Source organism: Peribacillus sp. NPDC101480 (assembly GCF_050277335.1).
Taxonomy (GTDB): Bacteria; Bacillota; Bacilli; order Bacillales; family DSM-1321; genus Peribacillus.
Genome location: NZ_JBNNSB010000002.1, coordinates 505,121 through 521,175, shown reverse-complemented (window position 1 = coordinate 521,175; position 16,055 = coordinate 505,121). Strand labels below are relative to the sequence as shown.

The window sequence follows — 16,055 nt, the reverse complement described above, 5'->3', positions numbered from 1 at the left end:
ATCATAATGATTGAAATTGAGAGGAGGAAAAAGTATGAAAGGAATTATTTCTTACGGAGCTTATATTCCATATAATCGGCTCCAAAGAAAAAAAATCGGAGAGTTTTTTGGCAAACCTACATTTGGTGGTGAAAAAGCTGTTGTTGGGTATGATGAAGACAGTGTTTCTATGGGAGTTGAAGCAGCACTTGATTGCTTACAAGGAGTTAATACCCAAAATGTTGATGCTATTTATTTTGCTACAACAAGCGCTCCATACAAAGAAAAAGGATCGGTTCCAACGATAGCCACAGCATTAAATTTAAATGAAAGTGTACGGGGAATCGAAGCAACCTCTTCACTAAGAAGCGGAACCTCCGCTATTTTAGCTGCTAACGAAAAGGAACAAACACTTATCATTACCTCAGATTGTCGGACGGGTGCGCCAACTGGACAAAATGAACAATGGTTTGGTGATGGGGCGGCTTCTATCTTAGTCGGCAGCGGAGCGGATGTCATTGCAAATATCATTGATGGAGGAAGTGTCCAGGGTGAAATCCTCAGTCATTGGCGTAGCCAATCTGACCTATTCACTCAAAACTGGGATGAACGATTTGGATCCTCTGTATTTATAAAACAAGTAAAGAATGCAATTGCTCCTTTTCTGGAAAAAAATGATTGTACTGCTGACTCGATTACTAAGGTTATTATTTCGGGACTTGGAACACGTTCCCATTTAGAAGCTGCCCGTTTACTAGGATTCCAAAGTAATCAAGTGCAAAATCCTTTGTTTGATATGGTTGGTTCAACAGGAACTGCTCATGCACCCATGATGCTCGTGTCTGCGTTGGAAGATGCCAAACCTGGAGATCGATTACTAGTCGCTGCGTTTGCAGAAGGGGTAGATTTCATGTTGTTTGAAGTAACAGAGGCAATTTCCGAACTTGGTAAACGCAAAGGAGTTCAGGGCTATTTGAATGTAAAAAACGATCAAATTTCTTACAGTGACTATCTGAAATGGAGAAATTTAATAAAAACTGAAGCGCCAAGAAGACCAGATACAGATCGACCATCAGCTCCTGCATTATATAGAAACTATCATCAAAACCTTGGATTTACTGGTTCAAAATGCCGTAATTGTGGCACTCCCCAATTTCCAAAACAACGTGTATGTGTACAGTGTCAAGCCAAAGATGAGATGGATGATTATCGCTTTGTTGGTCAATCTGCCAAAGTGACTACCTTTACACTAGATTATCTAGCAGCATCTCCTGCGCCTCCAATGATTGTAGCTGTTGTTGACTTTGAAGAAGGAGGACGAATTATATGTGAGGTAACCGATTGTAATATGAAGGAAATTGAGATTGGCATGAATGTAGAAATGACATTCAGACGCCTGTATGAAGCAGGGGGCATCAGTAATTATTTCTGGAAAGCGCGGCCTATTAGGGACAAGGAGAGTGACTGATTTGAGCAAAAAAGGAATTTGTGATCAAGTTGCCGTTATTGGAATGGGATGTACAAGGTTTACTGAGCATTGGGATAAAAGTGTAGATGATTTATTAGTAGACGCAGCCTATGAAGCATTCGCTGATGCAGGGATTGAACCAACGGATGTTGAAGCTGCTTGGCTTGGAACGATGATTTCCGGGTATGCAGGTATCACGTTATCAGGTCCGTTAAAAACACAGTTTATTCCAGTCACAAGAGTCGAGAATATGTGTGCGACAGGATCTGAAGCATTTCGTAACGCCTGTTATGCAGTGGCTTCAGGTGCCTATGATATTGTCCTTGCAATTGGAGTGGAAAAACTAAAGGATTCAGGATTTAGTGGTCTAAATTCACCAAAACCACCAAGTGATGGGACAGCACCAAATTATTCTGCACCCGCTTCCTTTTCATTCCTGGCACCGGCATACTATAAAAAATATGGATTAACCCCTGAACAAGGAAGAGAAGTACTATCACGAATCGCCTGGAAAAATCACTATAATGGCTCTTTGAATCCAAAAGCCCAATATCGAAGTGAAGTTTCAATGGATAAGATTTCTAAATCTCCAATGGTAGCAGCACCGCTTGGAATCATGGATTGTTCAGGAGTCGCAGATGGGGCAGCAGCTGCAATTATTGTGCGTACAGAAGATGCTCATAAATATAGAAAAGACCCTATGTATGTGAAAGCGTTATCTATAGCTGCAGGCCCTGGAGATGGGCGATTACGCCAAGACTATGACTTTACGACCTTTAAAGAGAATGTAGCAGCCTCCCAGGCAGCCTATCGACAAGCAGGTATAAAAAACCCAAGAAAAGAAATCAGTATGGCCGAAGTACATGATTGTTTTACTCCTACAGAATTAGTTATATATGAAGATTTAGGATTCAGCGAACGTGGGCAAGGGTGGAAGGACGTCTTAAATGGTGTGTTCGAATTAGGAGGCGAATTACCAGTTAATCCAGATGGAGGATTGAAGTCTTTTGGACATCCTATTGGGGCAAGTGGTTTGAGAATGCTTTATGAAATGTATTTACAATTCCAAGGTCGTGCAGGGAAAAGGCAATTGGATAATCCTAAGATCGGTTTAACCCATAATCTTGGTGGAACTCCTATGCAGTGTGTCTCTTTCATATCAATTGTAGGGAAAGAAATTTCGTAAAAGATCGAAAAATGGGGAGTGATGATTTTGAGTACAGCATTAGAAGAAAAAATCGGTATGAAATTAGAATCCTTTACCTTCAAAGTTGAAAAAGGGAAAATAAAAGAACTTGCATTAGCGATTAGTGATCTTGAAGAAGATTACCTAAATGGAGAAAGGATTTTACCCACTTTTCCGACTGTTATAGACTTCTGGGGTGGGGGAGCTTCCACATCTGAGCTTTTAGGATTAAACGTTAAGAAAGTACTTCATGGAGAACAAGAGTACGAATATATAGGAGAAATTAAGCCAGGTGATGTGATTACTGTAAACAGTGAAGTTGAAAATGTATATACGAAATCATCCATGAATTTTGTGGTTCTAAAAAAAGAATATCTAAACCAAAATGGCAAAACGGTATTAATTAGCCGTTCAACCGTTATTGAAAGACACTAGGGGGGAATGGGATGGAAGTTGGTTATCGTTTTGAGCCGTTGCAAAAAGAAGAAATTACTCATTCACAGCTCGTTCAATATGCAGGAGCATCGGGAGATTTTAATCCTATACACACGGTTGTACCATTTGCGGAGTCAGCGGGATTAGGTGGAGTGATTGCGCATGGCATGTTGATTATGGGGTTTGTTGGTCAGGCAATTGGTCAATGGTTCTCCGTAAAAGACCTTGCAAAATTTTCTGTTAGATTTCGAGCTATGACAAGACCTGGAGAAAAAATCACAGTTAAAGGCAGCATTGTAAATGAAACCAAAGATCGATGGATTTGTGAAGCTTCAGCTATTAACGAAGAAGGGCAGGTAAAAGTAAAGGCTAAATTTGAAGTCAAAAAAACTAAATAATTTTAAATGGACTAATGTTTAAGAAAGAGCGTAAAGTCGCTAGATTACTATAATTTAAATATAACATACAGACATATAATATCATTCAGTTTAACTGTTTCGGTAAGTGATCGAGATTTTACCATAATTAAACAATCAAGTTAAAGGCGAGAATTTACTTAATGAAGATTATTCGATATTTGAGAATTTTCAATTGGAGCGGGCAGAGCCGGCGGATTAACCAACTGTGGTATAAATCTTCTGGATGTTATGAATCAGAGGCTGTTGCTGATTGATTTTGCTTTGAGACAAAACAATTTAAAAAAGGAGTTGTATCCTTATTTTTTAATGAAAGTTCCCAGTTTTTATAAAAATGGAGGTATTAAAATGACAAAAACTGCAGTATATGATGTCCAAAAATCAGAACGTCCTTATTTTTCCGAAGAGCATTTAATGTTTCGAGATTCGCTAAGAAAATTTTTGGAAAAGGAGGCAATCCCTTACTTTGAACAATGGGAAGAAGATCGATTGGTTCCCCGCTCATTTTGGACAAAATTAGGTCAAAATGGCTTCCTATGTCCCTATGTATGCGAAGAGTATGGTGGAGTGAATGGAGATTTTGGTTTATCTATTATTCTGACTGAAGAATTAGGCAGGGTTGGGGCAGGACTTGCAGGACCAGGAACACATAGTAATGTCATCGTTCCTTATTTAGATTCATTTGGTACAGAAGAGCAAAAAAGAAAATACCTTCCTGGATGTGTTAGTGGGGACATTATTACAGCTATTGCCATGACAGAACCAGGAACAGGTTCGGATTTAGCTAATATTCGTACAACAGCCATTAAGGATGGCGATTCCTACATTATTAATGGCCAAAAAACATTTATTACAAATGGTATACATTCTGATTTAATTGTAGTGGCCTGCAAAACAGATCCAACGGCTAATCCTCCTCATAAAGGAGTCAGTCTATTACTGGTAGAAAAAGACACACCAGGTTTCTCGAGAGGAAGAAAACTGAAAAAAGTTGGAATGCATGCTCAGGATACCTCCGAACTTATATTTGAAGATGTCAAAGTGCCGGCTACCAATCTACTTGGTGAAGAAGGCCAAGGCTTTAAATATTTGATGTCTAAGCTCCAACAAGAACGAATATTAGCAGCAATTGGTGGTCAAGTTGCTGCAGAGGATATGCTTGATATTACGATTCAATATGTTAAGGAAAGAGAAGCTTTTGGCCAGTCTATTAGCAAATTTCAGAATACTCAATTTACTATAGCGGAAATTGCAACGGAGGTTCAGCTTGGACGTACATTTATAGATCAGTTAATAGTAAGGCATCAAAATGAAGAGGAAATCGTTACAGAGGTTTCGATGGCAAAATGGTGGATTACTGATATGGCTAGAAGGATTTCCTCTAAATGTATGCAACTCCATGGAGGTTATGGTTATATGGAGGAATATAAAATCGCCCGCCGTTATAGAGATATTGCAATCTCACCAATTTTTGCGGGCACGAATGAAATTATGAAAGTTATTATTGCAAAAAAACTGGGAATGTGAGGATGGAAGGTGATGAGTGAAATGTTAAAAAATCAAGTTGCAATTGTTACTGGATCTGCTCGAGGTATTGGACGGGAAGTTGCTCAAATGTTCGTTGATCATGGTGCAAAAGTGGTCATCACGGATAAGGATGAAGCCCCTGCTGCAGAAGCGGTTACAGCCATACGGGAAGCAGGTGGTGAAGCCATTTCTTTCTGCGGAGATGTAACGGCACCCGATTTTGCAAAAAATATTATCCATACAACCATAAAGAATTTTGGAAGATTAGATATTCTTGTGAATAATGCCGGATATACAGCAGATAATTTAGTTCATCGATTAACGGATGAACAATTTCAGGAGATGCTTGACATACATTTAATTGCTCCATTTCGATTAATTCGTGAGGCAACTCCATACATGCGTGACGTTGCAAAAAAAGAAATTGAAAACGGGGTAACTAATTACCGGAAAATAGTTAATGTTTCCTCTATGTCGGGAGTTAAAGGAAATGTTGGCCAGGCAAATTACGCAGCAGCTAAAGCTGGTTTACTAGGATTAACCAAGACAATTGCTTTAGAATGGGGACAATTTAATATTAACTGTAACTCTGTTGCTTTTGGATTTATTGATACACGTCTAACTCGACCGAAAGAGGAAGGAGGAAGCGTGAATGGAGCTCAGGTTGGAATTCCAACTAAAGTGAGGGATGCGATTATCAACAAAATCCCGCAAAGAAGGGCTGGAGAAGCTAAAGAAGCAGCCTCTTCAATTTTTTACCTTTCCTCTCCACTTTCAAACTATATAAACGGACAGGTACACTTGGTAAACGGGGGCTCATATAGTTAATATTCGAGAATAAATCATCAGCGACTAGACACTCTAGTTACCTATATTTTGGCAATTCCGTGAATAAGATCGATCCTTCCTTTCTGTTAAAAAAGGATCGATCTTAACAATTATTGTCTAGTCTCAATCAACTCCCTTCATATGTGACATTTCTACGAAGGCGATACACTTATTCACCTCATTCTTTACTCTTTCCTCCAGTTGTTTTCAATACTGGATTATGAAAGAAGGAGTAAATGGAACACCTCCTGGAAAGGTGTAGAGATATGGGTTTATGGACTATTTGACGCTGCTGAAAATTCTGGTGATACAGAAGCCCCAATAAGTAGATTAAGAGAGTAGGAATGAGAATGAACTACCGAAAAATAGGTCCTGTGGAAATTATCATGGGTGAAAATAATAGCCATGTTCCATTCTCAACATCACTAATTATTAGGGGACAAGAACATTCAACCCTTATAGATTGTGGTGCAGGCCGAAAAGCATTTGATTACTTGCAAAAAGAACACAATGTGAAGCAAATTTACTTGACCCACCATCATGTTGATCATATTTGGGGGGCACAACTATTTACCGAAGCTGAAAAATTTATTAACCCATTTGATATCAAAAAGGTATCTGATATACATGAGATCTTAAAGTCTGAAGGTTTTTATGCTGTATTTGGTAAAGAAGACATTAAAGAATTGGTTCAGAAACAGCAGAATAGAAAATATCAAGATCATATTATTGGTAAGAGAACGCTAGATGTTCATAGTACTTATTCATATGATTTAAATATGAAGTTGTCGGATACCAATGTTATTATGATACATTCTCCTGGCCATACAGAAGGGTACTGTTGTCCTTATCTCACCGACTACGGAATCCTTTTTGTAGGAGACTTTGATTTAAGCTCTTTTGGACCCTTTTACTGTGATGCGGAAAGTAATATTGACAACTTTATAGAGTCCGCACGAAAAACATTAGATGTTGAAGCAAAATATTTCGTCACTTCACATCATAAAGGAATTTTTCTTAAAGATGAATATAAAAAAGAACTGAACCATTATTTGGATATTATTGAAAGAAGGGAAGAAAAAATTAAGCGCTTTATAAAAGCAGGATATTTACCTCGGGAGTTAGCGAATCAAGAAATTTTTTATTACAAGAATCAATACAAACGAAGTCCATTATTTATAAAGAGTGAAAAAATAGGAATAGTCAAACATTTAGTTCGGCTTATCAAGAACGGAGAACCATTTAAAGATTTTTTAACGGACTTTATTCTCGCTTTCAACATGAGTATGGAGAACACTGAGTATAAATCTGAAATTAATGACTCCACTCCTTGCCGTAACTATTATTGTGGTTGATTGTATGTTTAATTGAAAATAACGACTCCTATCGTATGTAAATCTATACTTGGTTATTATTTAAGTAAAACATTGTGACCATGTGTAAAATGCGTTAAACGATGGGAACCGTTCGTTCGTTAAAGACACAAACGATATACTTAATGATGAACAAGGGAAAACAAGCAGTGAGTGGAGGGTATACCCAATATTTCATTTTTAAAAATTCATATCACCTGTCTTAAAAAAATAACATTATAGTCAGCTAGTGTCTTTTATTATTGACAACCTCTATACGGGGTAGGGTCAGGGAAATGCAGATTTACAACGATAAGCATTTTGATAAGTACAGAATAATACAATTTTTAATATTATTATTTTTAGAAAGGAGCTTATTATGGAAATAGGGTTAAACGGAAAGGTTGCGCTAATCACTGGTTCAAGTAGAGGGATTGGCTTAGAAACGGCACTATATTTAGTAAAAGAAGGAGCCGAGGTAACCATTTGTGCAAGAAATAAAAACCGTTTAAAAGAGGCCGCTGCTTATATTTTTGAACAAACAGGTAAAGAAGTATTTTTTATAGAAACGGATGTTACAAACGAAGAGGAGTGTCAAAAGATAGTTTCTGCTACAGTTGAAAAATATGGGCGTTTAGACATTTTAGTCAATAATGCTGGTACTTCTCAAGCGCATCCATTTGAAGAAGTAGGAACTGAACTTTGGCGGAAAGATCTTGATTTAAAACTATTCGGTGCCATTCATTGTTCTCGTTATGCCATACCACATATGCGACAAGTTGGTGGAGGCGCGATCATCAACGTAACAGCTGCAGTTGGAAAGACACCTCCTGCAGCATCATTACCTACTTCAGTCAGCAGGGCAGCAGGTATGGCCTTAACAAAAGCAATGAGTAAAGACTTTGGCCCAGACAATATTCGTGTGAATACCGTATGTATTGGTTGGATTCGAAGTGAACAGATTGAAAAAAGGTGGAAAAATCAGAACCCAGGACTATCATGGGAACAATTTTCTAGTAAAGAACGTCAAATTCCACTTGGACGTATTGGAAATACGGATGAGGCAGCTAAAGTGATTACATTCCTTGTTTCAGATGCTGCTTCATATGTTACAGGTACATCAGTTAATATTGACGGTGGTATGGTAGGCACTTTATAAAATTGTTAATTGAATAAAGATTTTTTATCAAGAGAGAGTCTGATGGTACGCCCAATGATTCTTAAGCAGGAATTGGTTTATGTTAAACAGTTAAAGTGTAAAAGAGATTATGAAGTTTTCTACTTAAACTATATCGTGCGTTAGTAAAAAAATAAACCCAAATTTTATCTTTGTATCTCATAGATAAAATTTGGGTTTTTATAATAGGGAATTCTTAACGTTGTAAATCCGCATTTTCCTGAACCTGCCCCTAAATATAAAGGTTTATTTTGTGCAGTAGAATCTTTATATATCATTCCCTGCCCCCTATATCAAAACCTTCTTCCAGTTAATAGTAAAATAACAATTTATAGATAAAAAAGATAACCTCGCTTTTACCTCATTAGTTGGTAATCATGGCATGATTCTTGCATTTAATTTTAATAACTCTCTAAGTGAAAAGTTTAAAGAATTTTGTAGAACACCCGAACAGGAAGTAACCAATTAATTAGAGTCAATCAAATATTTTGATTGATGCATCAGAGAATATATTCCTCGTGTAGTAAGTTAATAATCCTAACCTGAAGGGGGGTGAGTTTATTCCGTGCTTTATCACTGGAATTCGCGAAATGTAACAGTAAAATGTATTTCTCAAAGTTTAATTGATATTCCCTAGACTTGTGATGTTCATGGACGTTTAATGAGGGAACAGATGACCCTAATCATTAGAACAGCCTATGAATTTGTAAATTCTGTTTTGTTTTTTCTAAGGAGGAAGCTCGAAATACTATTGGGCAAGAGATTCACTTAGATGGTGGTAAAAGCTTAGGAGCAAGAAAGGTACTAATCTATAGAATGAAAAAAAACGCTAATTACCAAAAATTAGACTGATAAGGAGAAGATAAAAATGCAATCATCCTTGGAAGGTATTAAAGTACTTGATTTATCAAGAACACTAGCTGGTCCATTTTGCACCATGTTGCTTGGAGACATGGGAGCAGATGTGATAAAGGTAGAGCAGCCTGGGAAGGGAGATGAGTCAAGACGTTTCACTCCTCCAACATGGAACGGTGAAAGCTGCTATTATCTTACATCAAACCGAAACAAACGAAGTATTACGGTTGATCTAAAAAGTACAGAGGGAAGGGAAATCATATATAAATTAGCAAAAGATGCGGATATTTTAGTAGAAAACTATAGAACAGGAACACTTGAAAAGCTCGGTTTAGGTTATGAAACATTAAAAGAAATAAATCCCCGTTTGGTGTACTGTTCAATATCGGGATTCGGTAGAACAGGCCCCGAAAGGTTTAGAGCGGGCTATGACCTTCTGTTGCAAGGGTTTGGAGGACTAATGAGTATTACGGGTGATGCTGACAGGGCACCCGCAAAAGCAGGGATGTCCATCGTAGATTTGACAACGGGTATGTTTGCTGTTTATGGAATTCTAAGTGCATTATTCTCTACACAAAAAACAGGAAAGGGACAGTTTGTCGATGTAAGTTTGCTTGATGGGCAAATTGTTTTGTTAAATCATTTGGCAACCGGATTCATGGCAACAGGCAGCCCTGCTGGAAGAATGGGATCCGCTCATCCTTCAATTGTTCCTTATCAATCGTTCAGGACTAAGGACATGGATATCATATTGGCAGTAGCCAATGATGGATTATGGACAAAATGTTGCCATGCTTTAGAATGGATGGATTTACTGGCAGATTCCCGTTTTACAACAAATGTCAATCGAGTTACCCATCGCACAGAACTCGTAAAAATCATTTCTGAGAGAATGATTACGATGGAAAGCAAAGAGGTTTTTGAAAGGCTAAACAGAGCCGGGGTTCCGTGCGGTCCTATACACACCATAGAACAAATTCTTAATCACCCTCATGTTCATTCAAGGGAAATGTTGATTGAAATTGAACATCCTATTGTGAAAAATTTAAAAGTTCCCGGATTCCCGGTTAAATTATCAAATACACCTGCTAACCTTCGACGTTACCCACCTTTGCTCGGGGAACATACAGAAGAAGTATTAGATGAACTTGGTTACTCTACAACCCAAATTAAAAAACTAAAAAGCGGGAAGGTGATTTGACTTAGAATTCAAAACTAAAGTCGGTATATCTTGTCTAGACAAGATAGATTTTGTGGCTGAATTGGTAGAGATTCAAAACTCCAAATTACTTTATTGATATGGATTTCTTAGATACAACTTCATCGAAACCCGTCAGTTAATAAATCTAAAATGTTAAATGCATGTATGGTAGCCATCTTTGTGAGCACGGATTTGAGCCGAGGTCCACATTTCCGTAACCTTCCGTATTTGGGTGTAATGGAAGCGGTACAGGCAGGTTGCATTACGCCCCAATACCTAGCCTTGGACAGAAACCATTCGTCTTTGAAACTAATAAAGTGTATCAAATAAAATATAGTGTGTAAAAAAGGAGGGTGTTTTTATGGAAAAAGCTCAATCAAATCGCAAATGGATTGTTGTGTTCATCGCCTGTTTTCTAGGTTTAGTGGTAGATGGAATGGATTTACAAATCCTATCTTTAACTCTTCCTGCTTTAATGGAAGAATTCCAAATTTCTAAAACACAAGCGGGAATCATCAGCACATGGTCTTTAATTGGCATGGCAACTGGCGGAATCATAGGTGGCTGGTTATCTGACCGATTTGGTCGGGTACGGATGGCAACCTATATGATGGTACTTTTCTCTGTTGGTACTGCTTTACTTGGCCTAGTGCAAACCTACGAGCAATTTATCCTCATTCGTTTTATATCTGCTATTGGGATAGGAGCAGAATATTCTATAGTCACGATGCTTATGGCTGAATATGTACCAACGAAAAAACGAACGACTATTTTGGGTTCATTACAAGCGGCTTATTCAGTTGGATACTTAGTTGCAGCCTTATTGGCAGGAGCGATCTTGCCGATTTTCGGATGGCGACCTCTTTATTTTATATCTATTGTTCCTGTAATTTTGGCAATTTATATTAGATTAAAGATACCAGAACCAAAAGGATGGATAGAAGCAAAGCAACAACCTAAAAAAATCAAGAAAAATGAATGGTTTACAATTTTCAACGATCCGAAAACAAGAGTGGTTTTCCTTTTCTGGATCCTTACTTCAACCTTTTTACAGTTTGGTTATTACGGTGTAGGGACTTGGTTACCTACCTATATTGTAGATGAATTAGGATTCGATTTTAAAAAGATGACAGGGTATCTTGTAGGAAGCTATGCAGCAATGATCTTAGGTAAAATTCTTGCTGGTTGGTTAGCAGATCGATTTGGGCGTCGAAATGTGTATATTATGGGAGGTATATCTACAGCAATTTTCTTACCGGTCATTTATTTGTATAACACACCAGCTAATATCATTGTATTACTTACAATTCTTGGGTTCCTCTATGGGGCACAATATGGCATAAATTCAACGTACATGAGTGAAAGTTTCCCAACACATATTCGAGGTACCGCTGTAGGAGGAGCATATAATATCGGGCGATTTGGTGCAGCGATTGCACCTATTACAATAGGGATAATCGCGGAATCCCAATCAATCGGATTAGGCTTAGCAATGCTTGGTATAGCTTATGCATTGTCCGGAATAATTCCTTGGTTGTTTATCCGAGAAAAAATGTATGATCCGTTTGAAAATAAAGTAAATGCACCTTTTGAACAAAAAGAAAGCGCTTCTAAAAACCATACTATTTGAGTGTATATTCAGTCCTTCAATTTTTGCACTTTGCAAAGAGTGATTCTATATAAGTAATAAATTTCTATGAATTGAGAAGTCGAAATGTTCGGAATCGAAGGAAGGTTTAGTATGCCAAGTGGAATTAAAGTTTTGGATCTGTCCCATATACATCCTTGACCTGTCTTGTTGTTCTCTTATATCTGTAATTACAGGGCAGAAGTGATTGAGATTGAGGAGCTGGAAATCGCGAATTAGTCTCGAGGGAATCAGAAATTTATAAAAGAATTGAAACCATGCATTTTAATCGATATAAGAACAAATTGTAGGGTTTACAAGTAAGTGGCATATTAAGGGAACAGATTTATAGAGTATAGAAGTTTATCTTGTTGTCTGAATTATGACACTCTTGTGTTTAATTAAACACAGTCAAGTGTACATTTTTTATTATGTTTAGCTGTGATTAATGTAAAGTAATCTTCATAGAACCATATTTTCACTTCGCCGTATTGGCATAATAATTGCATCTATATATAGTAGTCAAATGATAGTCATCATTTCTCAATTAGATAACTACATTAACTCCAATACAGACTTTGGCTATTATTTGACAGTAAAAACTATTTTTCCACCATGATCAATGACTGTTAACCAATTTTATATTCGTTTTTTTGAAAGCGGTATCAGTGGAATGGGAAATCCATAGGAGGTGAGAAAAATCCTTTTTTTTACAATTGGGAAAGTGTCGGTATAAAACAGTAGTGGAATTTTGAAAGATGGATTTTTTACTGAATAAGAAAGGGGAATAGAACTTATGAAAAGAGTATTTAAAATTCGTTCCTGCTATCGGTAGATCCATCCTAATTTAAATTGAAAGTTATCTGAATAAGGAACAGGCAGGACTGGATGAAATCACGAAATAAATTTTTTTAGATAAACAGATTATGACATTGTTAAGAAATGGGATGGGTACGATAGGGCCAAATCTAAATGATGATTATACAAAACAATTCCAGAAAGAGTAATCGTTTTGAACTCATATAACCAAGGGATTTTTTTCTAAAGGTGTTCCTGAACCCTTTACGGAAAAAGGATTGATAGAAAAATTCAAGACTTTGTGGCATGGAGTATCTATAGAAGAAAACCAAAATCTAAAAAGACAAACATGGAAGTTAAAAAGAAGTTTCTTCCATAGATAAATCACACCTTTTAGTATTAATAACATTTTGTATTGTAAAGAACACTAAATAAACTGAATGCAAACATGTAATTTAATTAATTCTAACGAACTCATTTGAATATTGCCTTCATCATGTGAATGATGTAAATCCTCTAATTAGAAGGTTGAGTATGAGTATGTTGGAAATAAATTACTGGTTTTTACTAAAGCATTCTGAAAGGTTAATATCATTCACTTTTAACTTAATTACGTGGTGGTAAATAAAATATAATGTTAATAGTCGAGGAGTGATTTTATTATGCGTTGGGCTATCCTTGCTTTTATGTTTTTTCTTTATGTAATTAATTTCGCAGATAAGGCAATTGCTGGGTATGCTGCTGTATCTATTACAGAAGAATTTGGACTTACACCCTTACAGTGGGGATTAGTAGGGAGTAGCTTTTTCTGGTCATTTGTTATATCGAATATATTTGGCAGTACTCTATCGGACAGGTTTGGAACTAGGAAAATGATCACGATTATGGCGATTTCTTGGACAATTCTACAGTTTGGAGCATTCGCTATAACAAATCTACAATTACTTATAGCCTATCGAATTTTATTAGGTATTTTCGAAGGCCCTTTTTTTGCAACTGCAATTGCCCAATTAAATCATTGGTTTCCAGCAAAGTCACGAGGAATGGCCACTTCCATTCTTAATTTTGGAGGGGTTGTAGGCGGGCTTGTATGTGCACCCATACTGGTTTATTTGATTGAAACTTTCGGTTGGAAAATATCCTTTGGGTCATTAGGTTTTGTAAGTCTCCTCTGGACAATTTTATGGGTCTGGCTAGGTAAAGAACGGCCGGATGAAAGTAGTGAAGAGGTTGCTAAAGCACCAATTATTAAGGAAAAAGAGAATTTAAAGACCATCCTTTCAAGTATGTTTTCTTTAACATTTTTAGTCACTCTTTTTGCTGGGTTTACAGTTTATTGGTACCTCTCTTGGATTCAAGTTTGGATGCCTTCTTTCCTTATTAAAGCAAAGGCACTTTCAACATCTGAAATGAGTTATGTAGCTTCGTTGACTGGACTTTTAGCAGGGTTAGTTACCATATCTATTTCCATTTTTTCAGATTACTTATTTAAGAAAAATTCCAGTTATCGAAAATCTCGTGTGTTAGTTGCTGGATTTACATTTTTTATTGGAGCAGCCCTTTTTTATTCTATGACTGAAATTCATTCTATTGCTTGGACGATCGCTGTTCTTATTTTAGGGAAAGGTTGTCTTTCTGCTGTATTTGTTATGGGACCACATATATCAAGCAGCCTACTTCCCCAGCGTACATCTTTAATGATTGGAACATTTGCAGGGGTTTCTACAATTGCGGGTGTTGTCGGGCCTATTGTCAGTGGTAATTTAGTACAGGCGGCAGGTAAAGATATTGTTCAGGGATATGATAATACTATTCTAATGGTTGTAGGCCTATCGATAATCGCCGGCATCTTACTCATTGCTTTTGCTAAACCAGACAATGAAGTTAAAAAGAAACAAAAACTTATGGATGAAACAGAACAACAAGCATTGTAAATGATTGAAATTGGGAAGGGACCAATTCTATTATTAACTTCTGTGGTACTTGTGGATTTAAAATCTATCAAAAGAGAGGGTAAAAATCATGACAAATGCTAAATTAGATTTACTTTTGGACAATACAAGGTTGCCTGTTATTTGTGCACCAATGTTTCTTGTTTCAGGTACAGAATTAGTTATTGAAGCTTGTAAATCAGGAATAATCGGTTCGTTCCCTTTATTAAATGCTAGGACTGGGGAAATTTTAGAAGGGTGGATGAAACAAATAAAAAGAGATCTGGAAGAAGCACAAACTTTAAACCCTGACAAGATAATTGCCCCATGGGCTGTAAACCTTAATGTTCATAAATCAAATAAACGGTATGAAGCAGATTTAGAACTAATTAAACAATACAAACCACCGATTGTCATTACTTCATTAGGAAAGCCAGAAGCAATTGTTAGTATTGTTCATGAATATGGTGGGCTTGTTTTCGCTGATGTAGCCACACTTGCTCATGCCAAAAAAGCAGCTGAAACAGGTGTTGATGGATTAGTACTAGTGTGTAATGGTGCTGGAGGACATGGAGGGACGATCAATCCAATTGCATTTATAGGTGCAGTTAAAAAGTTCTGGAATGGAATTACTCTTCTTTCAGGCTGTATCACTAACGGTCAAGACATACTAGCAGCCAAAGCATTAGGAGCAGATTTTGCTTATATGGGTACTAGATTTATTGCAACGGAAGAAAGTAACGCTAAAGAAGAATATCAAAAGATGGTGACTGATTCAACAGTCGAAGATATTATTTATACAGATGCTTTTAGCGGAGTAAATGCAAATTATCTTGTTCCTAGTATTAAAAAGGCAGGCCTTGATCCAAAACGACTTAAGAGTAAAGAGACTGTTGATGTATCTCATTCCGATGCTAAAGCATGGAAAGACATTTGGTCTGCTGGTCAGGGGGTAGGTATGATTGAGGAAATTCTACCAATCGCTCAAATAGTCAATGAACTCGAGGAGGAGTATGAAAAAGCATTATCTACACTAATTTCAACTAAAAAAATTCAGTGTTAAATATCGTTACATTAAATCGGTGGGATATGGAAAAAGAGAGGAATGTAATCTGTATTTTTAGAAAGTAAATGAATTCAAGTTAGTTATGATCTGCCAAGTATGTCCTGGTGGAAAAGAAAAAGTAGTTTGGTCTAACAAAAACACATTTACAATTTTAAAAATATTAACAATATGAAAAATATCCCGAATATTGAGTTCTTTTAAAAGAGTCC

13 protein-coding genes are annotated in these 16,055 nt (G+C 36.9%); 12 read left to right on the top strand and 1 reads right to left on the bottom strand.

Annotated features, from left to right (window positions below; translation table 11 throughout):
• The first annotated feature begins 34 nt into the window (after nucleotides 1-34).
• From ACQKMF_RS10020 to ACQKMF_RS09985, 8 genes are all read left to right on the top strand, one after another.
• Nucleotides 35-1,447: an OB-fold domain-containing protein gene (locus tag ACQKMF_RS10020; RefSeq protein ID WP_427572862.1), complete on the top strand. Its 1,413-nt coding sequence runs from the start codon at nucleotides 35-37 to the stop codon at nucleotides 1,445-1,447.
• A 1-nt stretch (nucleotide 1,448) separates the two neighbouring features.
• A complete protein-coding gene (locus tag ACQKMF_RS10015; RefSeq protein WP_101221706.1) occupies nucleotides 1,449-2,633 on the top strand; it encodes an acetyl-CoA acetyltransferase in 1,185 nt (394 codons plus the stop codon).
• 27 nt (nucleotides 2,634-2,660) lie between these two features.
• Complete coding sequence (locus tag ACQKMF_RS10010; RefSeq protein WP_101221707.1) at nucleotides 2,661-3,068, top strand: FAS1-like dehydratase domain-containing protein; 408 nt, start codon at nucleotides 2,661-2,663, stop codon at nucleotides 3,066-3,068.
• An 11-nt stretch (nucleotides 3,069-3,079) separates the two neighbouring features.
• Complete coding sequence (locus ACQKMF_RS10005; protein WP_427572859.1) at nucleotides 3,080-3,466, top strand: MaoC/PaaZ C-terminal domain-containing protein; 387 nt, start codon at nucleotides 3,080-3,082, stop codon at nucleotides 3,464-3,466.
• A gap of 366 nt (nucleotides 3,467-3,832) precedes the next feature.
• Nucleotides 3,833-5,011 carry an acyl-CoA dehydrogenase family protein gene (locus ACQKMF_RS10000; protein ID WP_427573184.1) on the top strand — a complete coding sequence of 393 codons (1,179 nt, stop codon included), beginning with the start codon at nucleotides 3,833-3,835 and terminating at the stop codon, nucleotides 5,009-5,011.
• A 12-nt stretch (nucleotides 5,012-5,023) separates the two neighbouring features.
• A complete protein-coding gene (locus ACQKMF_RS09995) occupies nucleotides 5,024-5,839 on the top strand; it encodes an SDR family NAD(P)-dependent oxidoreductase (protein ID WP_101221710.1) in 816 nt (271 codons plus the stop codon).
• Nucleotides 5,840-6,189: 350 nt separating this feature from the next.
• Nucleotides 6,190-7,194: an MBL fold metallo-hydrolase gene (locus ACQKMF_RS09990; RefSeq protein WP_427572857.1), complete on the top strand. Its 1,005-nt coding sequence runs from the start codon at nucleotides 6,190-6,192 to the stop codon at nucleotides 7,192-7,194.
• A 376-nt stretch (nucleotides 7,195-7,570) separates the two neighbouring features.
• A complete protein-coding gene (locus ACQKMF_RS09985) occupies nucleotides 7,571-8,350 on the top strand; it encodes an SDR family NAD(P)-dependent oxidoreductase (protein WP_101221712.1) in 780 nt (259 codons plus the stop codon).
• Between the two features lie 164 nt (nucleotides 8,351-8,514).
• On the opposite strand, the gene ACQKMF_RS09980 is transcribed toward ACQKMF_RS09985, so the two are convergent.
• Complete coding sequence (locus ACQKMF_RS09980; protein ID WP_421162147.1) at nucleotides 8,515-8,646, bottom strand: hypothetical protein; 132 nt, start codon at nucleotides 8,644-8,646, stop codon at nucleotides 8,515-8,517.
• 590 nt (nucleotides 8,647-9,236) lie between these two features.
• Between ACQKMF_RS09980 and ACQKMF_RS09975 the strand changes: the two genes are divergently transcribed.
• The 4 genes from ACQKMF_RS09975 to ACQKMF_RS09960 all read left to right on the top strand — a co-directional run bounded on the left by ACQKMF_RS09975 (nucleotide 9,237) and on the right by ACQKMF_RS09960 (nucleotide 15,843).
• A complete protein-coding gene (locus ACQKMF_RS09975) occupies nucleotides 9,237-10,424 on the top strand; it encodes a CaiB/BaiF CoA transferase family protein (protein WP_427572854.1) in 1,188 nt (395 codons plus the stop codon).
• Nucleotides 10,425-10,785: 361 nt separating this feature from the next.
• Nucleotides 10,786-12,054, top strand: coding sequence for an MFS transporter (locus ACQKMF_RS09970; RefSeq protein WP_318290851.1), 1,269 nt, complete (start codon nucleotides 10,786-10,788; stop codon nucleotides 12,052-12,054).
• Nucleotides 12,055-13,511: 1,457 nt separating this feature from the next.
• Nucleotides 13,512-14,783: an MFS transporter gene (locus ACQKMF_RS09965; RefSeq protein WP_101221715.1), complete on the top strand. Its 1,272-nt coding sequence runs from the start codon at nucleotides 13,512-13,514 to the stop codon at nucleotides 14,781-14,783.
• A gap of 88 nt (nucleotides 14,784-14,871) precedes the next feature.
• Nucleotides 14,872-15,843 (top strand): NAD(P)H-dependent flavin oxidoreductase, encoded by a 972-nt coding sequence (locus ACQKMF_RS09960; protein ID WP_318290852.1) that lies wholly within the window; start codon nucleotides 14,872-14,874, stop codon nucleotides 15,841-15,843.
• Nucleotides 15,844-16,055: the final 212 nt, after the last annotated feature.

Coding starts and splice junctions, on each gene's coding strand:
- ACQKMF_RS10020 (WP_427572862.1), top strand. CDS start 35: ATGAAAGGAATTATTTCTTACGGAGCTTATATTCCATATAATCGGCTC.
- ACQKMF_RS10005 (WP_427572859.1), top strand. CDS start 3,080: ATGGAAGTTGGTTATCGTTTTGAGCCGTTGCAAAAAGAAGAAATTACT.
- ACQKMF_RS10000 (WP_427573184.1), top strand. CDS start 3,833: ATGACAAAAACTGCAGTATATGATGTCCAAAAATCAGAACGTCCTTAT.
- ACQKMF_RS09995 (WP_101221710.1), top strand. CDS start 5,024: ATGAGTGAAATGTTAAAAAATCAAGTTGCAATTGTTACTGGATCTGCT.
- ACQKMF_RS09990 (WP_427572857.1), top strand. CDS start 6,190: ATGAACTACCGAAAAATAGGTCCTGTGGAAATTATCATGGGTGAAAAT.
- ACQKMF_RS09985 (WP_101221712.1), top strand. CDS start 7,571: ATGGAAATAGGGTTAAACGGAAAGGTTGCGCTAATCACTGGTTCAAGT.
- ACQKMF_RS09980 (WP_421162147.1), bottom strand. CDS start 8,646: ATGATATATAAAGATTCTACTGCACAAAATAAACCTTTATATTTAGGG.
- ACQKMF_RS09975 (WP_427572854.1), top strand. CDS start 9,237: ATGCAATCATCCTTGGAAGGTATTAAAGTACTTGATTTATCAAGAACA.
- ACQKMF_RS09970 (WP_318290851.1), top strand. CDS start 10,786: ATGGAAAAAGCTCAATCAAATCGCAAATGGATTGTTGTGTTCATCGCC.
- ACQKMF_RS09965 (WP_101221715.1), top strand. CDS start 13,512: ATGCGTTGGGCTATCCTTGCTTTTATGTTTTTTCTTTATGTAATTAAT.
- ACQKMF_RS09960 (WP_318290852.1), top strand. CDS start 14,872: ATGACAAATGCTAAATTAGATTTACTTTTGGACAATACAAGGTTGCCT.